Source organism: Arachnia propionica (assembly GCF_003859805.1).
In the GTDB taxonomy this organism is placed as follows: domain Bacteria; phylum Actinomycetota; class Actinomycetes; order Propionibacteriales; family Propionibacteriaceae; genus Arachnia; species Arachnia propionica_C.
Genome location: NZ_RQZG01000008.1, coordinates 21,250 through 35,771 on the forward strand (window position 1 = coordinate 21,250; position 14,522 = coordinate 35,771).

At 68.4% G+C, this 14,522-nt stretch carries 14 protein-coding genes; all 14 read left to right on the forward strand.

Annotation, left to right across the window (positions count from 1 at the left end):
- Nucleotides 1-24: 24 nt before the first annotated feature.
- The 14 genes from EII34_RS08050 to EII34_RS08115 all read left to right on the forward strand — a co-directional run bounded on the left by EII34_RS08050 (nt 25) and on the right by EII34_RS08115 (nt 14,521).
- Entirely contained in the window at nt 25-927 is a 903-nt protein-coding gene (locus tag EII34_RS08050; RefSeq protein ID WP_124844647.1) for a helix-turn-helix transcriptional regulator, read from the forward strand.
- Nucleotides 927-1,907: a helix-turn-helix transcriptional regulator gene (locus EII34_RS08055; protein WP_124844648.1), complete on the forward strand. Its 981-nt coding sequence runs from the start codon at nt 927-929 to the stop codon at nt 1,905-1,907. Before EII34_RS08050 ends, EII34_RS08055 begins: the two co-directional genes overlap by 1 nt.
- Nucleotides 1,904-2,092 (forward strand): hypothetical protein, encoded by a 189-nt coding sequence (locus EII34_RS08060; protein ID WP_124844649.1) that lies wholly within the window; start codon nt 1,904-1,906, stop codon nt 2,090-2,092. Before EII34_RS08055 ends, EII34_RS08060 begins: the two co-directional genes overlap by 4 nt.
- 67 nt (nt 2,093-2,159) lie before the next feature.
- A complete protein-coding gene (locus EII34_RS08065) occupies nt 2,160-2,471 on the forward strand; it encodes a twin-arginine translocase TatA/TatE family subunit (protein WP_260425091.1) in 312 nt (103 codons plus the stop codon).
- A gap of 7 nt (nt 2,472-2,478) precedes the next feature.
- Nucleotides 2,479-3,354, forward strand: a complete 876-nt coding sequence (tatC, locus tag EII34_RS08070; RefSeq protein WP_124844651.1) for a twin-arginine translocase subunit TatC — start codon at nt 2,479-2,481, stop codon at nt 3,352-3,354.
- Nucleotides 3,351-4,265: a diacylglycerol/lipid kinase family protein gene (locus tag EII34_RS08075; protein ID WP_124844652.1), complete on the forward strand. Its 915-nt coding sequence runs from the start codon at nt 3,351-3,353 to the stop codon at nt 4,263-4,265. Before tatC ends, EII34_RS08075 begins: the two co-directional genes overlap by 4 nt.
- Before the next feature lie 30 nt (nt 4,266-4,295).
- Nucleotides 4,296-7,043, forward strand: coding sequence for a DEAD/DEAH box helicase (locus EII34_RS08080; protein ID WP_124844653.1), 2,748 nt, complete (start codon nt 4,296-4,298; stop codon nt 7,041-7,043).
- 175 nt (nt 7,044-7,218) lie between these two features.
- A complete protein-coding gene (locus EII34_RS08085) occupies nt 7,219-7,794 on the forward strand; it encodes a hypothetical protein (RefSeq protein ID WP_124844654.1) in 576 nt (191 codons plus the stop codon).
- 191 nt (nt 7,795-7,985) lie between these two features.
- Nucleotides 7,986-8,648, forward strand: coding sequence for a hypothetical protein (locus EII34_RS08090; RefSeq protein ID WP_124844655.1), 663 nt, complete (start codon nt 7,986-7,988; stop codon nt 8,646-8,648).
- 33 nt (nt 8,649-8,681) lie between these two features.
- The gene (gene hisF / locus EII34_RS08095; protein ID WP_124844656.1) at nt 8,682-9,452 is read left to right on the forward strand and encodes an imidazole glycerol phosphate synthase subunit HisF; all 771 of its coding nucleotides are present in this window, start codon (nt 8,682-8,684) and stop codon (nt 9,450-9,452) included.
- Complete coding sequence (locus tag EII34_RS08100) at nt 9,449-9,844, forward strand: HIT family protein (protein WP_124844657.1); 396 nt, start codon at nt 9,449-9,451, stop codon at nt 9,842-9,844. The genes hisF and EII34_RS08100 overlap by 4 nt, the downstream gene beginning before the upstream one ends.
- Nucleotides 9,844-11,922, forward strand: coding sequence for a TerD family protein (locus EII34_RS08105; protein WP_124844658.1), 2,079 nt, complete (start codon nt 9,844-9,846; stop codon nt 11,920-11,922). Before EII34_RS08100 ends, EII34_RS08105 begins: the two co-directional genes overlap by 1 nt.
- A gap of 152 nt (nt 11,923-12,074) precedes the next feature.
- Nucleotides 12,075-13,325, forward strand: a complete 1,251-nt coding sequence (locus EII34_RS08110) for a glycosyltransferase family protein (protein ID WP_260425092.1) — start codon at nt 12,075-12,077, stop codon at nt 13,323-13,325.
- Complete coding sequence (locus tag EII34_RS08115) at nt 13,322-14,521, forward strand: glycosyltransferase family 4 protein (RefSeq protein WP_124844659.1); 1,200 nt, start codon at nt 13,322-13,324, stop codon at nt 14,519-14,521. Before EII34_RS08110 ends, EII34_RS08115 begins: the two co-directional genes overlap by 4 nt.
- Nucleotide 14,522 lies beyond the last annotated feature (1 nt).

Sequence of the window (14,522 nt, forward strand, 5' to 3'; positions counted from 1 at the left end):
TCGTCGGCACGAGGAAGGAGCCCCATGTCGGCACACAAGTCGGAACGGCTGGTCAACCTGCTCATCATGCTGCTCGCCGCTCGCGGCTGGATCTCCCGGGACCGGATCCGCGTCACCGTCGAGGGCTACCGTGGGCTGGATGCCACCAATTTCGAGCGGACCTTCGAGCGGGACAAGGCAGAACTCAGGGCAGCCGGGGTTCCCCTCGAGGTGGATGACGAGGGAGAGGGCTACCGCATCGATCGCAGCAGCTACGAGCTGCCCCCGATCAGCTTCAGCCCCGAGGAACTGGCGGCACTGGGAGCGGCGGCCCGGGTGTGGCAGGACAGCGTCGCCGCGGATGGGACGAGGCAGGCCCTCGCGACGCTGCGCGCAGCAGGGGCGGAACCCGATCCGTCGCGGCTGGAGGTCCTGGCCCCGCGGCTGGGGGCGGTCTCCCACCTGATGGTGTGGCGGGAGGGGGTGACCACCCGGCGCGAGGTGCGCTTCGGCTATGCCGGGGCCACCCGCAGGGTCCAGCCGTGGACCCTGTTCAGCCGAGGGGGCCGCTGGTACGTGACCGGACTGGACCCGGACCGACAAGCCGAGCGACGGTTCCGGCTCGACAAGGTGTCGGGAACCCCACGACTGGTGGGTGCCGCCGGGGCCTTCGAACCTCCCGAGGAGGTCACCACCGATTTCGTGCGGGACGACACCGTCGCCCGAGTGGCGGTGCGGGAAGGGCGGGGCCGTGACCTGTTGCGTGGCGCCCCACCGGCCAAGGACCAGAGTGGGGCACCACCCGGATTCGTGGTCCACGAGGTGAGACCGGGCCTGGGACTGGTGGGGGAGATCTGTGCGCTCGGGGCGGACGCCGTGGCGCTGGAGCCGTCGGACCTGGTGGCCGAGGTCGTCGCCCAGCTGCGTGCCGTGGCGGGGGTGAGGTGATGCGTTCGGTCGACCAGGTGCAACGCCTGACCCAGCTGGTGCCCTACCTGATGAACCATCCCGGTGTCTCCATCAGCGAGACCGCCGAGGCCTTCGGCGTCACCCCGGCCACGGTGCTCAAGGACCTGGGGGTGATCCAGTTCTGCGGGCTGCCCGGAGGGCTGCCCGACGACCTGTTCGAGGTGGACATCGATCAGGTGCGCAAGGAGGGGGAGATCTGGATCGGCAACGCGGAGGTCCTGGCCCGCCCCATGACCCTGACCACGATGCAGGCGGTGACGCTGCTGCTGGCGCTGGACACCCTCGTCGCCCTCGGCTCCGAGGCGGCCCGGAGCGCCCATGAGAAGCTGAGCCGGGCCTGCGGGCAGCTGAATCCGGGGATCCAGGTGCAGGTGCTGGCCGGTGACCCGGTGATCCGGCAGCGACTCGCGGCAGCCGCGGAACAGGGCCGGGTGGTGGTCATCACCCATCGTCGCCGGGACGGGGAGCACCGGGTGGAGGTGGAACCCGTCCGACTCACGGTCTGCGACGGTGTCACCTACCTGGAGGCCTGGTCCAGACCGCGTCAGGCCTGGCGCAGTTTCCGGCTGGAACGCATCCTCGGGTGTCGGGAGACCGGCGAGGTGTTCCACCCCCGTCAGGATCTGCCTGCGGAGGGAGTGGGCTGGTTCCAGGACGCGACCGGCGAGCTCACCCTGGAGGTCGACGCGTCGGCCGGTTGGGTGACCGAGCACCACCCCACCACCCGCATCGAAACCACCCGGGACGGGTTCAGCATCACCCTGCCGATCGGCTCGAGGGACTGGGCCGTCGGGCTGTTGCTGCGGCTCGGGAAGGCGGTCCGGGGGGTGGATGACCCCAGCCTCGCGGCCGAGGCGGCAACGGCCGCGCGGGAGGCGTTGACCCACTACGGGACACCGGTGCAGGATCAACAGGGAATCAAGACGGGGAACGACGTCGGCTACGATGGCGAATCGTGATCGTGGTGGTACTGATCCTGTGCGGGATCGCGCTCCTGGGCGTCGTGGCGCTCGTCGTCGGGGCCCTGCAGCTTCGCGGCAAGGTGCAGGACGTGACGGCGGAGTACCGGCTGCTCACCTCCCGGGTGGGTGAACTGCGTGACCTGACTGCCCGCATCGACCGTCCCCGAGGGCGAGGCAAGTAGACTTCAGCGATATCGAGCCCGGGAGATTCCCGGGGAGACGAGGAACGACATGCCAAACATTGGTCCCATGGAGCTCATCATCATCCTGGCCATCGCCCTGCTGCTGTTCGGTGGCAGCCGACTGGCGGGGCTGGGCAAGGGCGTGGGCCGCTCCATCCGTGAGTTCAAGGAGGAGGTCAAGTCCGCCGACGAGGTGGCCGCCAAGGCCGAGGAGGCCGAGGTGGTGGAGGCCGAGATCGTCGACACCCAGCAGGTGGCTGACGAGGACCTGGCGCGTCGGCAGCGTGAACTCGCCGCCCGCGAGCAGGCCCTCAAGGAGGCCGAGCTCAAGGCCCGCGAGGACGCACTGCGTGCCCGCGAGAACGAGATCGGGAACTGACCCCGTCATGAGTGCCGAGACCAACCGCGCCGACGCGAAGCCGCGTCGGTTCGGCTGGTTGCGCCCGCCGAAGGCCGAAGCGCCGGACGGGAGCATGTCGCTCGGCGACCATCTGCGGGAGGTCCGCTACCGGGTCACCATCTCCGCCCTGGCACTGGTGCTCGCCGCTGTTGCCTCCGCCTTCTTCTACCGGCCGCTGGTGCTGTTCATCATGCACCCCTACACGGTGGCGAAGGCCGATGTGCAGGCGATGAACGAGGAGGCGATGCTGCAGCTCGCCAACACCGGTGTCACGGGACCGTTCACCCTCGGGATCGTCGTGCTCATCATGTGCGGGCTGATTTTCACCACCCCCGTGTGGATGTACCAGATCTGGGCCTTCGTGGCCCCCGGCCTGCTGGCCAAGGAGAAGAAGTACGCGCTGGCCTTCCTGGGCGCCGGAACCCCCCTGTTCCTGCTGGGGTGTGCACTGGGCTACTGGATCTGGCCGAAGGGCATCGCGGTGATGCTGAGCCTCACCCCGACGGGGCTCGGGGTGATGAACTACCAGGACATGGCCGAGTTCGTCATGCTGGAGCTCAAGATCATCCTGGTCTTCGGGGCCTCCTTCCTGCTGCCCGTCATCGTGGTGGCACTCAACATGTTCAACATCGTGCGTGGCCACCAGCTGAAGAAGTGGCGCAAGGGGGTCTTCTTCGGCTCCTTCGTCTTCGCCGCCATCGCCACCCCGTCCACGGACCCGTTCTCGATGCTGGCGATGGCCATCCCGGTCACCCTGCTGTTCTTCGTGGCCGAGCTGATCTGCCGGATGCTGGACAGACGCAAGGGAATCGACGAGGCCGTGGAGGCCCAGTTCAAGATCGACGTGGACGACGGCAAGTGAACCAGCTGGCCAAACCGCGCCTGTTCACCCTGGTCGTGAACGAGCGCTCCGGAGGAGGGCGCGCCGGGCGGCTGCTGCCGAAGGTGGCCAGAAGGCTCCGTGAGCAGGTGCCCGCCGCTGAACTCCACATCATCTCCTCCAGCTCCTGGGTGGATGCCGAGAACCTCACCCGGGCCGCCGCGTTGGAGGCCCGACCGGGCGACGCCCTGCTCGTCATGGGGGGCGACGGCATGGCCCATCTGGGACTGAACGCCGCTGCCGGGACGAGGACGACCCTGGGTGTCATCCCGGCCGGGACCGGCAACGACTTCGTCCGGGGACTCGGTCTGCCCCGCAGCATCGACGAGGCCATCTCCGTCGTGGTCGCAGGCCGCACCCGCAGCGTCGACCTCACGCGCATCACCAACCCGGCCTTCCCGCAGCGTTACGTCGGCGCGGTGGTCTCCACCGGCTACGACGCCCGCGTCAACCGCGCCACCAACGAGATCAGGTTGAGGCTGGGGGCGCTGTCCTACGGCTACATCGCGTTGAAGGAACTGGCGGGCTTCTCCCCGCTGGACTACCAGCTCACCATCGACGGGGAACTGATCCAGCAGGAGGCGATGCTGGTCGCCGTCGCGAACACCGGCATGTTCGGCGGTGGCATGAGGATCGCGCCGGAGGCCGACCCGGCCGACGGACTGCTGGACGTCACCGTCGTCGGTGCCGTCTCCCGCACCACCCTGCTCCGGCTGCTGCCCAGCATGTACTCCGGCGGTTTCGTGCGCCACCCCGCCGTCGAGCAGCTCCGTGCCCGTCGTGTGGAGATCGCAGGTGAGGGCCTGTTCGTCATGGGCGACGGCGAGGAGCTCGGCCCCGTCCCGGTCACCGCCGAGGTCGCGCCCGGCGTGCTGAAGGTGTTCGTGCCGTGACCGGCCCGGTGGGGCTGCTACGTTGAAACCGTGACGGAACCGGTGTCTCGCTTCGCAGAGCTCTACTCCTTTCCCCTCGACGACTACCAGTTGGCCGGGTGCCGGGCCCTGGCCGACGGGGCCGGGGTGCTGATCGCCGCACCCACCGGGGCGGGCAAGACCGTCGTGGGGGAGTTCGCGGTGTGGCTGGCACTGGAGACCGGCCGCAAGTGCTTCTACACCACCCCCATCAAGGCACTCAGCAACCAGAAGTTCCACGACCTCGTGGAGCGGCACGGCCCCGATGCCGTCGGTTTGCTGACCGGGGACGCCAGCATCAACGGTGACGCCCCCGTGGTGGTGATGACCACCGAGGTGCTGCGCAACATGATCTATGCGGGCTCGACCGGGCTGAACAACCTCGGTTTCGTGGTGATGGACGAGGTCCACTACCTGGCCGACCGGTTCCGAGGCGCCGTGTGGGAGGAGGTCATCCTCGGCCTGGAGGCGAGCGTCCAGATCGCGGCGCTGTCGGCGACGGTGAGCAACGTCGAGGACTTCGGGGACTGGCTCGCCACGGTGCGGGGACGCTTCGAGGTGGTGGTCTCGGAACGACGTCCCGTGCCGCTCTACCAGCAGGTGCTGGTCGGCTCCAGGCTCGTGGACCTGTTCGACGGTGTGGCCCCCACCGCCCAGGAGCTGCCGTCCGCCAGGGCTGCCCGGGTGAACAAGGAACTGCTCAAGGTCTCCAGGGCGGAGTCCTCCCGGGTGCGCGACGACTCCAGGCGGCCGCGCGGCCGTTCCGGGCGGGGAAAGAAACACACCAAGGGCTCCGGCTCCTTCGGTGGGGACGTCCATCCCCGCTTCGCCGGGAAACCGACGTCACGGGCCGAGATGGCCCGGCTGCTGGACCGGGCCCGCCTGCTGCCGGCCATCTGCTTCATCTTCTCCCGCGCCGGGTGCGACGCCGCCGTCGCGCAGCTGCTGGCCTCCGGGGTGAGCCTGACCAACCGGGCCGAGGCGGAACTGCTGGGGGAGATCGCCGACCGGCACGTCGCCGGGCTGTCCTACCAGGATCTCGAGGCGCTGGGCTACGAGGACTTCCGGCAGGCCTTCTGCGCCGGGGTGGCCGCCCACCACGCCGGACAGCTGCCCGCCTTCAAGGCCATCGTGGAGGAGGGCTTCGCCACGGGGGCCTGCAAGCTGGTCTTCGCCACCGAGACCCTGGCGCTCGGCATCAACATGCCGGCCCGCACCGTCGTGCTGGAGAAACTGGTCAAGTTCAACGGCGAGGCCGTGGTGGACATCACCCCGGGCGAGTACACCCAGCTCACCGGCCGGGCCGGGCGGCGTGGCATCGACGTGGAGGGACACGCCGTCGTGCTGTGGCAGGCAGGCATGGATCCGCGGGCCGTCGCCGGGCTCGCCTCCAACCGCACCTACCCGCTGCGCTCCTCCTTCGCACCCAGCTACAACATGGCGGTCAACCTGACCGCGACGCTGGGCCGGGAGCGGGCCCGGGAGGTGCTCAACCAGTCCTTCGCCCAGTTCGTCGTCGACAAGAACGTGGTGAAGGCGGCCAGGACCACCAGGGACCGGAGCCGGGAGATCGCGGAGCTGAGGCAGGAGGCGACCTGTCACCTGGGTGACTTCATGTCCTACGCCCTGCTGCGGGACGAGATCTCCCAGCTCGAGAGCACCTCGGCTGCGGCCCGTCGCGCCCGGCGGGCCGACGACATCGCCGATGCCATCACCACACTCATGGCCGGGGACATCGTCCACGTGCCCCGACAGGGCTGGTGCGTGGTGCTGACGGTGGGTCAGAAACGCAGCCGTGACGCCGCACCGTGGGTGCAGGTGATCGCCACCGATCACACGGTGCTCAGGCTCGGCCCGCACGACCTGCCGGGGGCTCCCGTCGCGGTGGGGCGGGTGCGGGTGCCGCGCAGGTTCTCCCTGCAGGACCGCAAGGCCCGGCGGGAACTGCTGGCCTCGCTCTCGGCCAAGTTGGAATCCCTGGACCCCGAGACCCCGACGGTGGAGCCGACGCTGACCGACGAGGCCCACCGGGCGAGGATCGCCGAGCTCCGACGGGAGCTGAGGCATCATCCCTGCCATGCCTGCGAGGAACGCGAGCTGCACGCGGTCGCCGCGGCCAGGATGATCCGGTTGGAGCGCGAGCAGGCCCGCCAGGAGGAGGCCATCACCGGACGGGCCAACTCGCTGGGTGTGCAGTTCGACCGGGTCTGCGGGGTGCTGACCGATCTCGGCTACCTCGACGGTGACGAGCTGACCGATGCGGGGCGGATGCTCAGACGGATCTACAACGAACTCGACCTCGTGGCCGCCGAGTGCATCCGCCGTGACGTCTTCGCCGAGCTGGATGCGCCCCAACTGGCGGCGGTGCTGTCGTCGCTGCTGTACGAGTCGCGTCCCAGTCGGGACGCCAGGCGACCCAGGATGCCCGATGTCGCCTCCGAGGCCGCGCAGTCAAAGCTCCGCACGGTGTGGCGTGAGGTGGGGGCCCTGGAACGCAACCACAAGCGGGACCGCGGGAGGGAACCGGACATCGGGTTCGCCGAGGCCGCCTGGCGGTGGTGCAGCGGGCAGGAGCTGTCCAAGGTGCTGTGGAACTCCGGGCTTCCTGCCGGGGACTTCGTGCGCTGGGTCCGCCAGGTGGTGGACCTGGCGGGGCAACTCGCCACGGCAGCAGGGCCGGGGGACCTGCGACGCACCTGCCGGGAGGTCGTCGCCTCGATGCGTCGTGGAGTGGTGGACACGGACCTGGAGGAGGACTGAACCACCACCCGGCGCGCTCTCCGCGCTCGACGGGCTGACCGGGCCACAGGGACGATCACGACCCCTGCTGAACAATTTTTCGACAGCCCTGCAGGGAATTCTTCGAAAACGCTGCTGCCGGGTGGGGTTTCGTGGTGGACTTGGTGGGTCAGGTTCGGGGCACGAAGGGGTGGTCATGAAACGTGTGGTGCCGGTGTTGCTGCTGGCCGGTTCGGTGGTGGCCTGTGGGCCGAGGGCGGTGGGGCCGGAGGTGACCTCGACCCCGGATCCGACGGCCGGTCCGGTCAAATCCTGGCCGAAATCGTCGTCGACCGTGTCCACGTCGCCGTCCCCGGTGAAGTCAGCGGATCAGCTCGCCGCCGAGGAGGTCGTGACCGAGTACTTCAGACTGAAGAACATCGTGAAAAAAGACCCTGAAGCAGACCTTGAGCCACTGCAAGACATTGTGGTGGGCGACCTGCTGGAAAATGAGCTGGCCTTGTTCGAGCAGGATAGAGAGAACAACGTGGTCCAGACAGGAGATTTTCTCTTTGTCATTCATGGTTCGCGTCGACAAGATGATGGAACGGTTCAGGTCTCGGCCTGCACGGATGCATCGCAGATCGATCTGGTGGATCGAGACACCGGCGAATCGGTGCTCGATCCGAACCGTCCCTTCGTCAAGGAATGGAGTATACAAACCACGCAGTTCGGTAAAGTTTGGAAGGTCTCCGACTTGGACACAAAGGATGCGGATCAATGCGCACTGTAGTTTCTGTTCTAGTAGTAGTCCTTGTGGAGGTACTCGGTTTTGGTCAGTTAGCGAAAGCTGACGACGACCCACCGGTGAACCTCGAGGACAATCGAGTCGTACTGAGAGCTCGTGATCCCGGGTCTGCGGGGCGTTCTGGGCGTAAGCCGAAGGTCTCTTCCGGTCCGACCGAGTGCCTCGCCCACGGTACCTTGGCGGTTCCCTGCACCAGCCAGTGGGGGCACTGGGACCACACCCACAACTGCTACGTCGTCACCCGGGACGCCACCGGGGGCTGGTGCCTCGATCTACCGGTGTTCTCCCTCATGCCCGGGAGCGAGCCCCGACGCATCCCGCCCACCCAGGCCGGGGTGGAGCTTCCCGATCCCGGACAACTCGCCCGCATCGCCGTCGAACACATGAACCTCCAACCCGTCACCATCGCCACCAGTCCCAAGACCCTCGAACAGGACCCCCACGCCCTGACCTACGTCAAATGGCACACCTGGCTGTGGAACGCCAACCCCGACCCCGCCAGCACCGGTCCGATCACCCAGACCGCCACCGCCGGCAGCTACACCGTCACCGCCACCGCCACCATCGACCACATCACCTGGGACATGGGCGATGGAGAGACCGTCACCTGCACCACCACCACGCCCTGGCAACCCCGCTACAACCGCAACCAACCCTCCCCCGACTGCGACCACGTCTACACCCGCGACGGTGAGTACGTCATCACCGCCACCACCCACTGGACGATCACCTGGAACGCTCCCGGCGCCCGGGGCACCCTCACCGCCGAGACCAGCGACACCGCCCACATCACCGTCGCCGAGGCCCACATGCTCAACACCCCCACCAAACGAAGATGACAACGGCTCCACAACCCTGAGAGGGTGGGCCCCATGCCTGTTGCGCTGCGTGTCATCCCATGCCTCGACGTCCACGACGGCCGCGTGGTCAAGGGGATCAACTTCCGGGATCTCCGTGATGCGGGGGACCCGGTGGAGCTGGCGGCCCGGTACAGCGCCGAGGGGGCCGATGAACTCACCTTCCTCGACATCTCCGCCTCCTCCGACGGCCGAGCCACCACCCGCGAGATGGTGCAGCGCTGTGCTGAGACCGTCTTCATCCCGCTCACCGTCGGCGGGGGAGTGCGTGGCGTCGACGACGTGGACGCGCTGCTGCGATGTGGTGCCGACAAGGCAGGCATCAACACCGGTGCCCTGGCCCGGCCCGAGGTGATCGACGAGATCACCTCCCGTTTCGGCAACCAGGTGCTGGTGCTCTCCCTGGACGCCCGTCGGGCCGACTGGGCGCCGTCGGGCTTCGAGGTCACCACCCACGGTGGCCGCACCTCGGCCGGGCGCGACGCCGTCGAATGGGTGCGGGAGGCCGTCGACCGGGGTGTGGGTGAGGTGCTGCTCAACTCGATGGACGCCGATGGCACCACCGCGGGATTCGACCTCGAGATGATCGAGGCGGTGCGTTCCGTGGTGGAGGTTCCCCTCATCGCCTCCGGCGGGGCCGGGACCGCATCCCACTTCGTCGAGGCCGCCAGGGCCGGGGCCGACGCCGTGCTGGCGGCCAGCGTCTTCCACTACGGTGCCTTGAGTATCATGCAGGTCAAGCAGGAACTGGCCGCGGCCGGTTTCGAAGTCCGAGGAGCGACATGAGTGACTGCCTGTTCTGCCGGATCGTCGAGGGCGAGATCCCCGCGCGCCGCATCCACGAGGACGAGACCGCCATCGCCTTCCTCGACATCAACCCGTGGCAGCTCGGCCACACCCTGGTGATCCCGCGGCGCCACGTCGTCGACGCACTCGCCGACGAACACGCCTTGGCCGAGATCGCCCCCGCGGTGCAGCAGGTGGGCACCCTGCTCAAGGACAGGCTCGGGGCGAGTGCCTGCAACATCCTCAGCAATGCCGGGGCCGACTCCGGCCAGGAGGTCTTCCACCTCCACGTCCACGTGCTGCCCCGATACGCTGACAACCCCGGTATCGCCGCGATGCGCGGTGTCATCGACGAGGACCTCGCGACGGTGCACGCCAGGATCATGGGGTGATGAGCTGGACCGGGGAACAGCTGTGGCGGATCAACGCCGCCACCATTCGTCGACGCGCTGCCGTCTTCCTGCCGCACCGTGGCGGTCCCGAAATCGACGATCCGGCGCGGATCGATGCCGCCGTCGTGGCCCTGGCGGAGCTGGGCTACCGGCTCGACGACTGCGCGAGGGAGGCCCTCGTCTCGGCCGAGGACGCCTGGGTGCTGGTGCAGGCCGCTGCGGCTCTCGAGGGGGCCGATGTCAGCTACGAGCCCTTCTACCCGAACTTCCCGCAGCAGGTGCGCGATGCCTCCGCCTTCACCCTCCGCCTCAACGCCCTGTTCCACTACCTGGGCGATATCACAGGGAAACGGTGGGTGCCGCGATACGACCGCACACAGCGTCACGAGCTGGAGGATGTCCCGAAGGCGACGGTGCTGACCGCGCTGCGGGAACACGAACTGCGGCAGATCGTCGTCGATCTCATGACCCAGGGCCAGCCGTTCTCCGAGGAGGACCGCGCCGATCTGGTGGCCTTGAAGGATTTCACCCCGAGGCAGGTACCGCAGATCGAGGTCCGGGAGAACCTGGCCCGGCTGAGTGTCACCTTCCCGGAGCTCGACTTCAGTGCCTCGGTGAAGACCGCCACCGATGTGCTGCGGCTCGCGGTCGCCATGAGTGGCGGTGATGTGTCGTTGGCCACACGAACGAGGTTTCGGACCTTCAGCCGCCCGGAGCGGCGACGCCTCCTCGGGTTGTTGGAGGAGCACGGCCGCCCGGAGGACCTGCGGCGCTGGGAGGAACGCTGGAAGCGGTTGACCCGGCACCTGCGCCCCGGCGACCACAAGGCCCGTTTCCCGAAGGCCGCGGAGATGCTGCACGCGCTGTCGGCGGGCACCCTGCCCCGCAGCTTCGAGTCCCACCTGGAGGAGGTGCTGGAGCGCGGCGACGTCCCGGCCGCGCTCAACCTGCTCACCCATCGCCCCGGGATCTTCGCCCGGCGGCTGGCCCACCTGATCCGGGCGTGCCGGGAGAACGCCGCGCTGGAGGAGCAGGTGGCGGCGACGTTCGCGTGGGTGACGGGGGAGGTCTCCACCTTGGTGCTGGTCCAGCTGTGGCAGTACTTCGCCTCCCCGGACAACACGGTGCTGCCCGATCGGGTGGTGGCCATCAAGACCGGCGCCGACCAGCGTTCCCGCATCATCGCCAACCGGCGCAGCCTGCGCGGGGTGGATGCACGCCTGGTCGAGGTGATCGAGGACGCGCTGCGGGCCCGGGCCCGGCTGGGGCCGACCTGGGTCAACCGGGAGCTGTTCCGCCAGTACGCCGTACCGCTCGGGAACCGCTCCGCCTCACCCGGGCTGCGCACCGCAGGCCGGGGATCACGGTTGCGCATCCCCGAGGGCAGGGTGGTGCGTTTCTTCATGCACTGGCGGGACCTCGAGGAGGGGCCGGAGCGGCGAGTCGACCTGGACCTGTCGGCCTTCTGTGTCACCGAGGACTTCCAGCAGACCCAGGACATCGCCTACTACAACCTCAAGGAGAACGGCGCCACCCACTCCGGGGACATCACCTCCGCCCCGCAGGGAGCCGCCGAGTTCATCGACCTCGAACTCGAGACCTTGCGGGGACGCGGGTGGCGCTACGTCGTGATGACCGTGCACTCCTTCACCGGGCAGCCCCTGTCCCTGGTGCCACAGGCCTGGGCCGGGATGATGAGCCGCGACGGCCACAGCGGCGAACTCTTCGACCCCCGCACTGTCGAGATCCGGCTCGACCTGACCTCCACCGGATGCAACGCCACCCCGTTGGTGCTGGACCTGGAGACCCGGGAGACCATCTGGTGGGACCACAACGCCGGGGTGACCGCGGGGGCCCTGCGCAACCTCGACGTCAACGCCAACCGCACCCTGGTCCACCTCCAGCACGCCGTGCTGGGCCGTGTCATGACCCTCGACCATCTCATCTCGCTGCTCGCCACCGAACTGGTCGACGATCCGGCCCGAGCCGAGGTGGTCTTCGACGATCCCGCGGTGGCCGGACGACGGGCCATCGCACCCTGGCAGAGTGAGTGCATCCTGCAGCTGCTGACCGGGTAGACTCTCACCTGCCCGGCCATGTGGGTGCATCCTTCTGACCTGGAACCCTCGCGTCCACGCCTCCCGGGCCCCACAACTGGTCCGACCTTTCATAAGAAAGTTCTCATCAAGCCCTGATGGTCCTCTACTGGACATCGGCAACTCTGGAGTTGATGAAGTTCCAGACTGATGTCCACGAGGGGGCCACGACCATGTCGAAGACAACGCGAGTGCTGCTGTACAGCCACGACTCCCAGGGGCTCGGGCATGCCCGTCGCAACCTTGCCATCGCACATGCCCTGGCCCGTCGCCTGCCGGAGATCACCGGCGGTGAGGTCTCCGGTCTGATCGTCTCCGGCCTGCCGCGCAGCGCCGAGTTCCCGCTGCCCGCCGGGTTCGACTGGATCACCATCCCCGGCATCGCCAAGGGCAGCAGCGGCTACCAGCCCCGCTCCCTCAGTGGTGACTTCGCCTCCGTGGTGAAGCTGCGTTCCCAGCTGCTCGCCGCCGCCATGCTCGGTTTCGAGCCGGACCTGGTGATCGTCGACCGTCACATCCTGGGGGTGGCCGAGGAGCTCCGTTCCCCGCTCATGCAGCTGCGTGAGCACTGCCCGAACACCCGGATCGTGCTGGGACTGCGTGAGGTCCTCGACGAGCCGGAGGTCGCCGCCAAGGAATGGGCCAGGCTCGGAGACCCCGAGCGGCTCCTCGACTTCATCGACGAGGTCTGGGTCTACGGCGACCCGGTCATCCATGACCCCTTCGCCAGTGGAGAGATCCCCGCGACGTTGCGTGAGCGGGCCCGCTTCACCGGATTCCTCGCGAAGGATCGCCCCGGTGTCCCCGAGGAGGAGAACCTCAGCGACTCCCCGTTCGTGCTGACCACCGTCGGAGGTGGCTCGGACGGCTACGACCTGCTGCACACCGCCGTCGCCATGACTCCTCCCGCAGGTCATGAGCACGTCGTGGTGACCGGCCCGCAGCTGAGCGATGCCGAGTTCAACGCCATCCGGGCCGAGGCCCCTGCCGGGACACGTGTGCTGCGCACCTGGCCGGGACTGGCCCATCAGATCGGTGAGGCCGCCGCCGTGATCTCGATGGCCGGGTACAACACCACCTGTGAGATCCTCGCCACCTCGACCCCGGCACTGCTCGTGCCCCGTGAGGTGCCGCGCAAGGAGCAGTTGATCCGGGCCCGTGCCCTGGAGCGGGCCGGCGCCATCGACCACATCCGGTGGGACGAGATCACCCCGGAGGCCCTCAGCGACTGGGCAGCCCGGGCGGTCACGACGCGGATCGACCGTGACCTGGTTCGGGTCGACGGCCTTGCCGCTGTGGCCGACATCGCTGCCGATCTGCTGGAGCGCGCCCGGGTCGACCTCCTCGATCCCCAGACCGGTGTCGAGCTGGTGACCGTGGCATGAAACGCATCGGTTACGTCCTGAAGGTCTACCCCCGGTTCTCCGAGACGTTCATCGTCACGGAGATCCTGGCCCGGGAATCCCACGACGAGGAGATCACGATCTTCGCCCTGCGCCCCACCACCGACGCCCGGTTCCACCCGGAGATCGCGCGGGTGCAGGCCCCCGTGAGGTGGGTTCCCCGACCACTGAAGAGCAGCGACTTCTGGCTGGAGATCGCGAGGACCCTCGGTGAGTTCCCCACCTTCCAGGAACCCTTCGCGAGGATCGCCCCGCAGCTGGCAGACCTGCCCACCTCCGAGGTGGCCCAGGGGATCGCCCTGGCCCGGATGGCACTGGACGAGGGCATCGACCACCTCCACGCACACTTCGCCTCCATGGCCGGACGGGTGGCCTGGATCGCCTCCCGTCTGAGCGGCCTGCCCTACACCGTCACCACCCATGCCAAGGACATCTACCACGAGTCCGTGGATCCGGTGTGGCTGCGTCGGGTGTGCGGCGACGCCCAACAGGTCATCGCCATCAGCCAGTTCAACCAACGTCACCTCGAGCAGGTGCTGGAGGGCACCGGGGCCAACGTGGTGCTGCAGTACAACGCCCTCGAGCTGGACCGGTTCATCTACTCGGATCCGGCTCCCCGCAGCGAGGTGCTGCGCATCTCGGCCGTGGGGCGGCTGGTGCCGAAGAAGGGATTCGCCGATCTCATCGCCGCCGTGGCCCGGCTGGAGGTGCCCGTCGAGGTGCAGATCGCAGGTGACGGCGAGGAACGTGCGGCGCTGGAGGCACGGATCACGGAGGCCGGCCTGGGGGATCGGGTGCGTCTGATCGGGCCGAGGACCCAGAGTGAGGTCATCGAACTGGTGCGCAACTCGGATGTCTTCGCCGCCCCGTGCATCCCGGCCGAGGACGGCAACATCGACGGCCTGCCCACCGTCGTGCTCGAGGCGATGGCTCTGGGCACCCCGGTGCTGGCGACCTCGGTGAGCGGTCTTCCCGAGGTGATCCACCACCTGGAGACCGGCCTGATGATTGAGCCGGGTGACGTGGCCGCGCTGACCGAGGCCCTGACCCGGATCGCGACCGGACAGGTCCCGGTGGAACGACTGGCCCGCAACGCCCGCGCCCTCATCGAGGAGCGTTTCGACAGCCGACGGCAGGCGGCCCGACTTCTTGAAATGCAGAACGACGAGGTGAAGTGAC

Excerpts from the sequence above, each read along its gene's own strand:
- EII34_RS08065 (WP_260425091.1), top strand. The coding sequence starts at position 2,160 with ATGGAGCTCATCATCATCCTGGCCATCGCCCTGCTGCTGTTCGGTGGC.
- EII34_RS08055 (WP_124844648.1), top strand. The coding sequence starts at position 927 with ATGCGTTCGGTCGACCAGGTGCAACGCCTGACCCAGCTGGTGCCCTAC.
- tatC (WP_124844651.1), top strand. The coding sequence starts at position 2,479 with ATGAGTGCCGAGACCAACCGCGCCGACGCGAAGCCGCGTCGGTTCGGC.
- EII34_RS08085 (WP_124844654.1), top strand. The coding sequence starts at position 7,219 with ATGAAACGTGTGGTGCCGGTGTTGCTGCTGGCCGGTTCGGTGGTGGCC.
- EII34_RS08105 (WP_124844658.1), top strand. The coding sequence starts at position 9,844 with ATGAGCTGGACCGGGGAACAGCTGTGGCGGATCAACGCCGCCACCATT.
- hisF (WP_124844656.1), top strand. The coding sequence starts at position 8,682 with ATGCCTGTTGCGCTGCGTGTCATCCCATGCCTCGACGTCCACGACGGC.
- EII34_RS08110 (WP_260425092.1), top strand. The coding sequence starts at position 12,075 with ATGAAGTTCCAGACTGATGTCCACGAGGGGGCCACGACCATGTCGAAG.
- EII34_RS08050 (WP_124844647.1), top strand. The coding sequence starts at position 25 with ATGTCGGCACACAAGTCGGAACGGCTGGTCAACCTGCTCATCATGCTG.
- EII34_RS08100 (WP_124844657.1), top strand. The coding sequence starts at position 9,449 with ATGAGTGACTGCCTGTTCTGCCGGATCGTCGAGGGCGAGATCCCCGCG.
- EII34_RS08115 (WP_124844659.1), top strand. The coding sequence starts at position 13,322 with ATGAAACGCATCGGTTACGTCCTGAAGGTCTACCCCCGGTTCTCCGAG.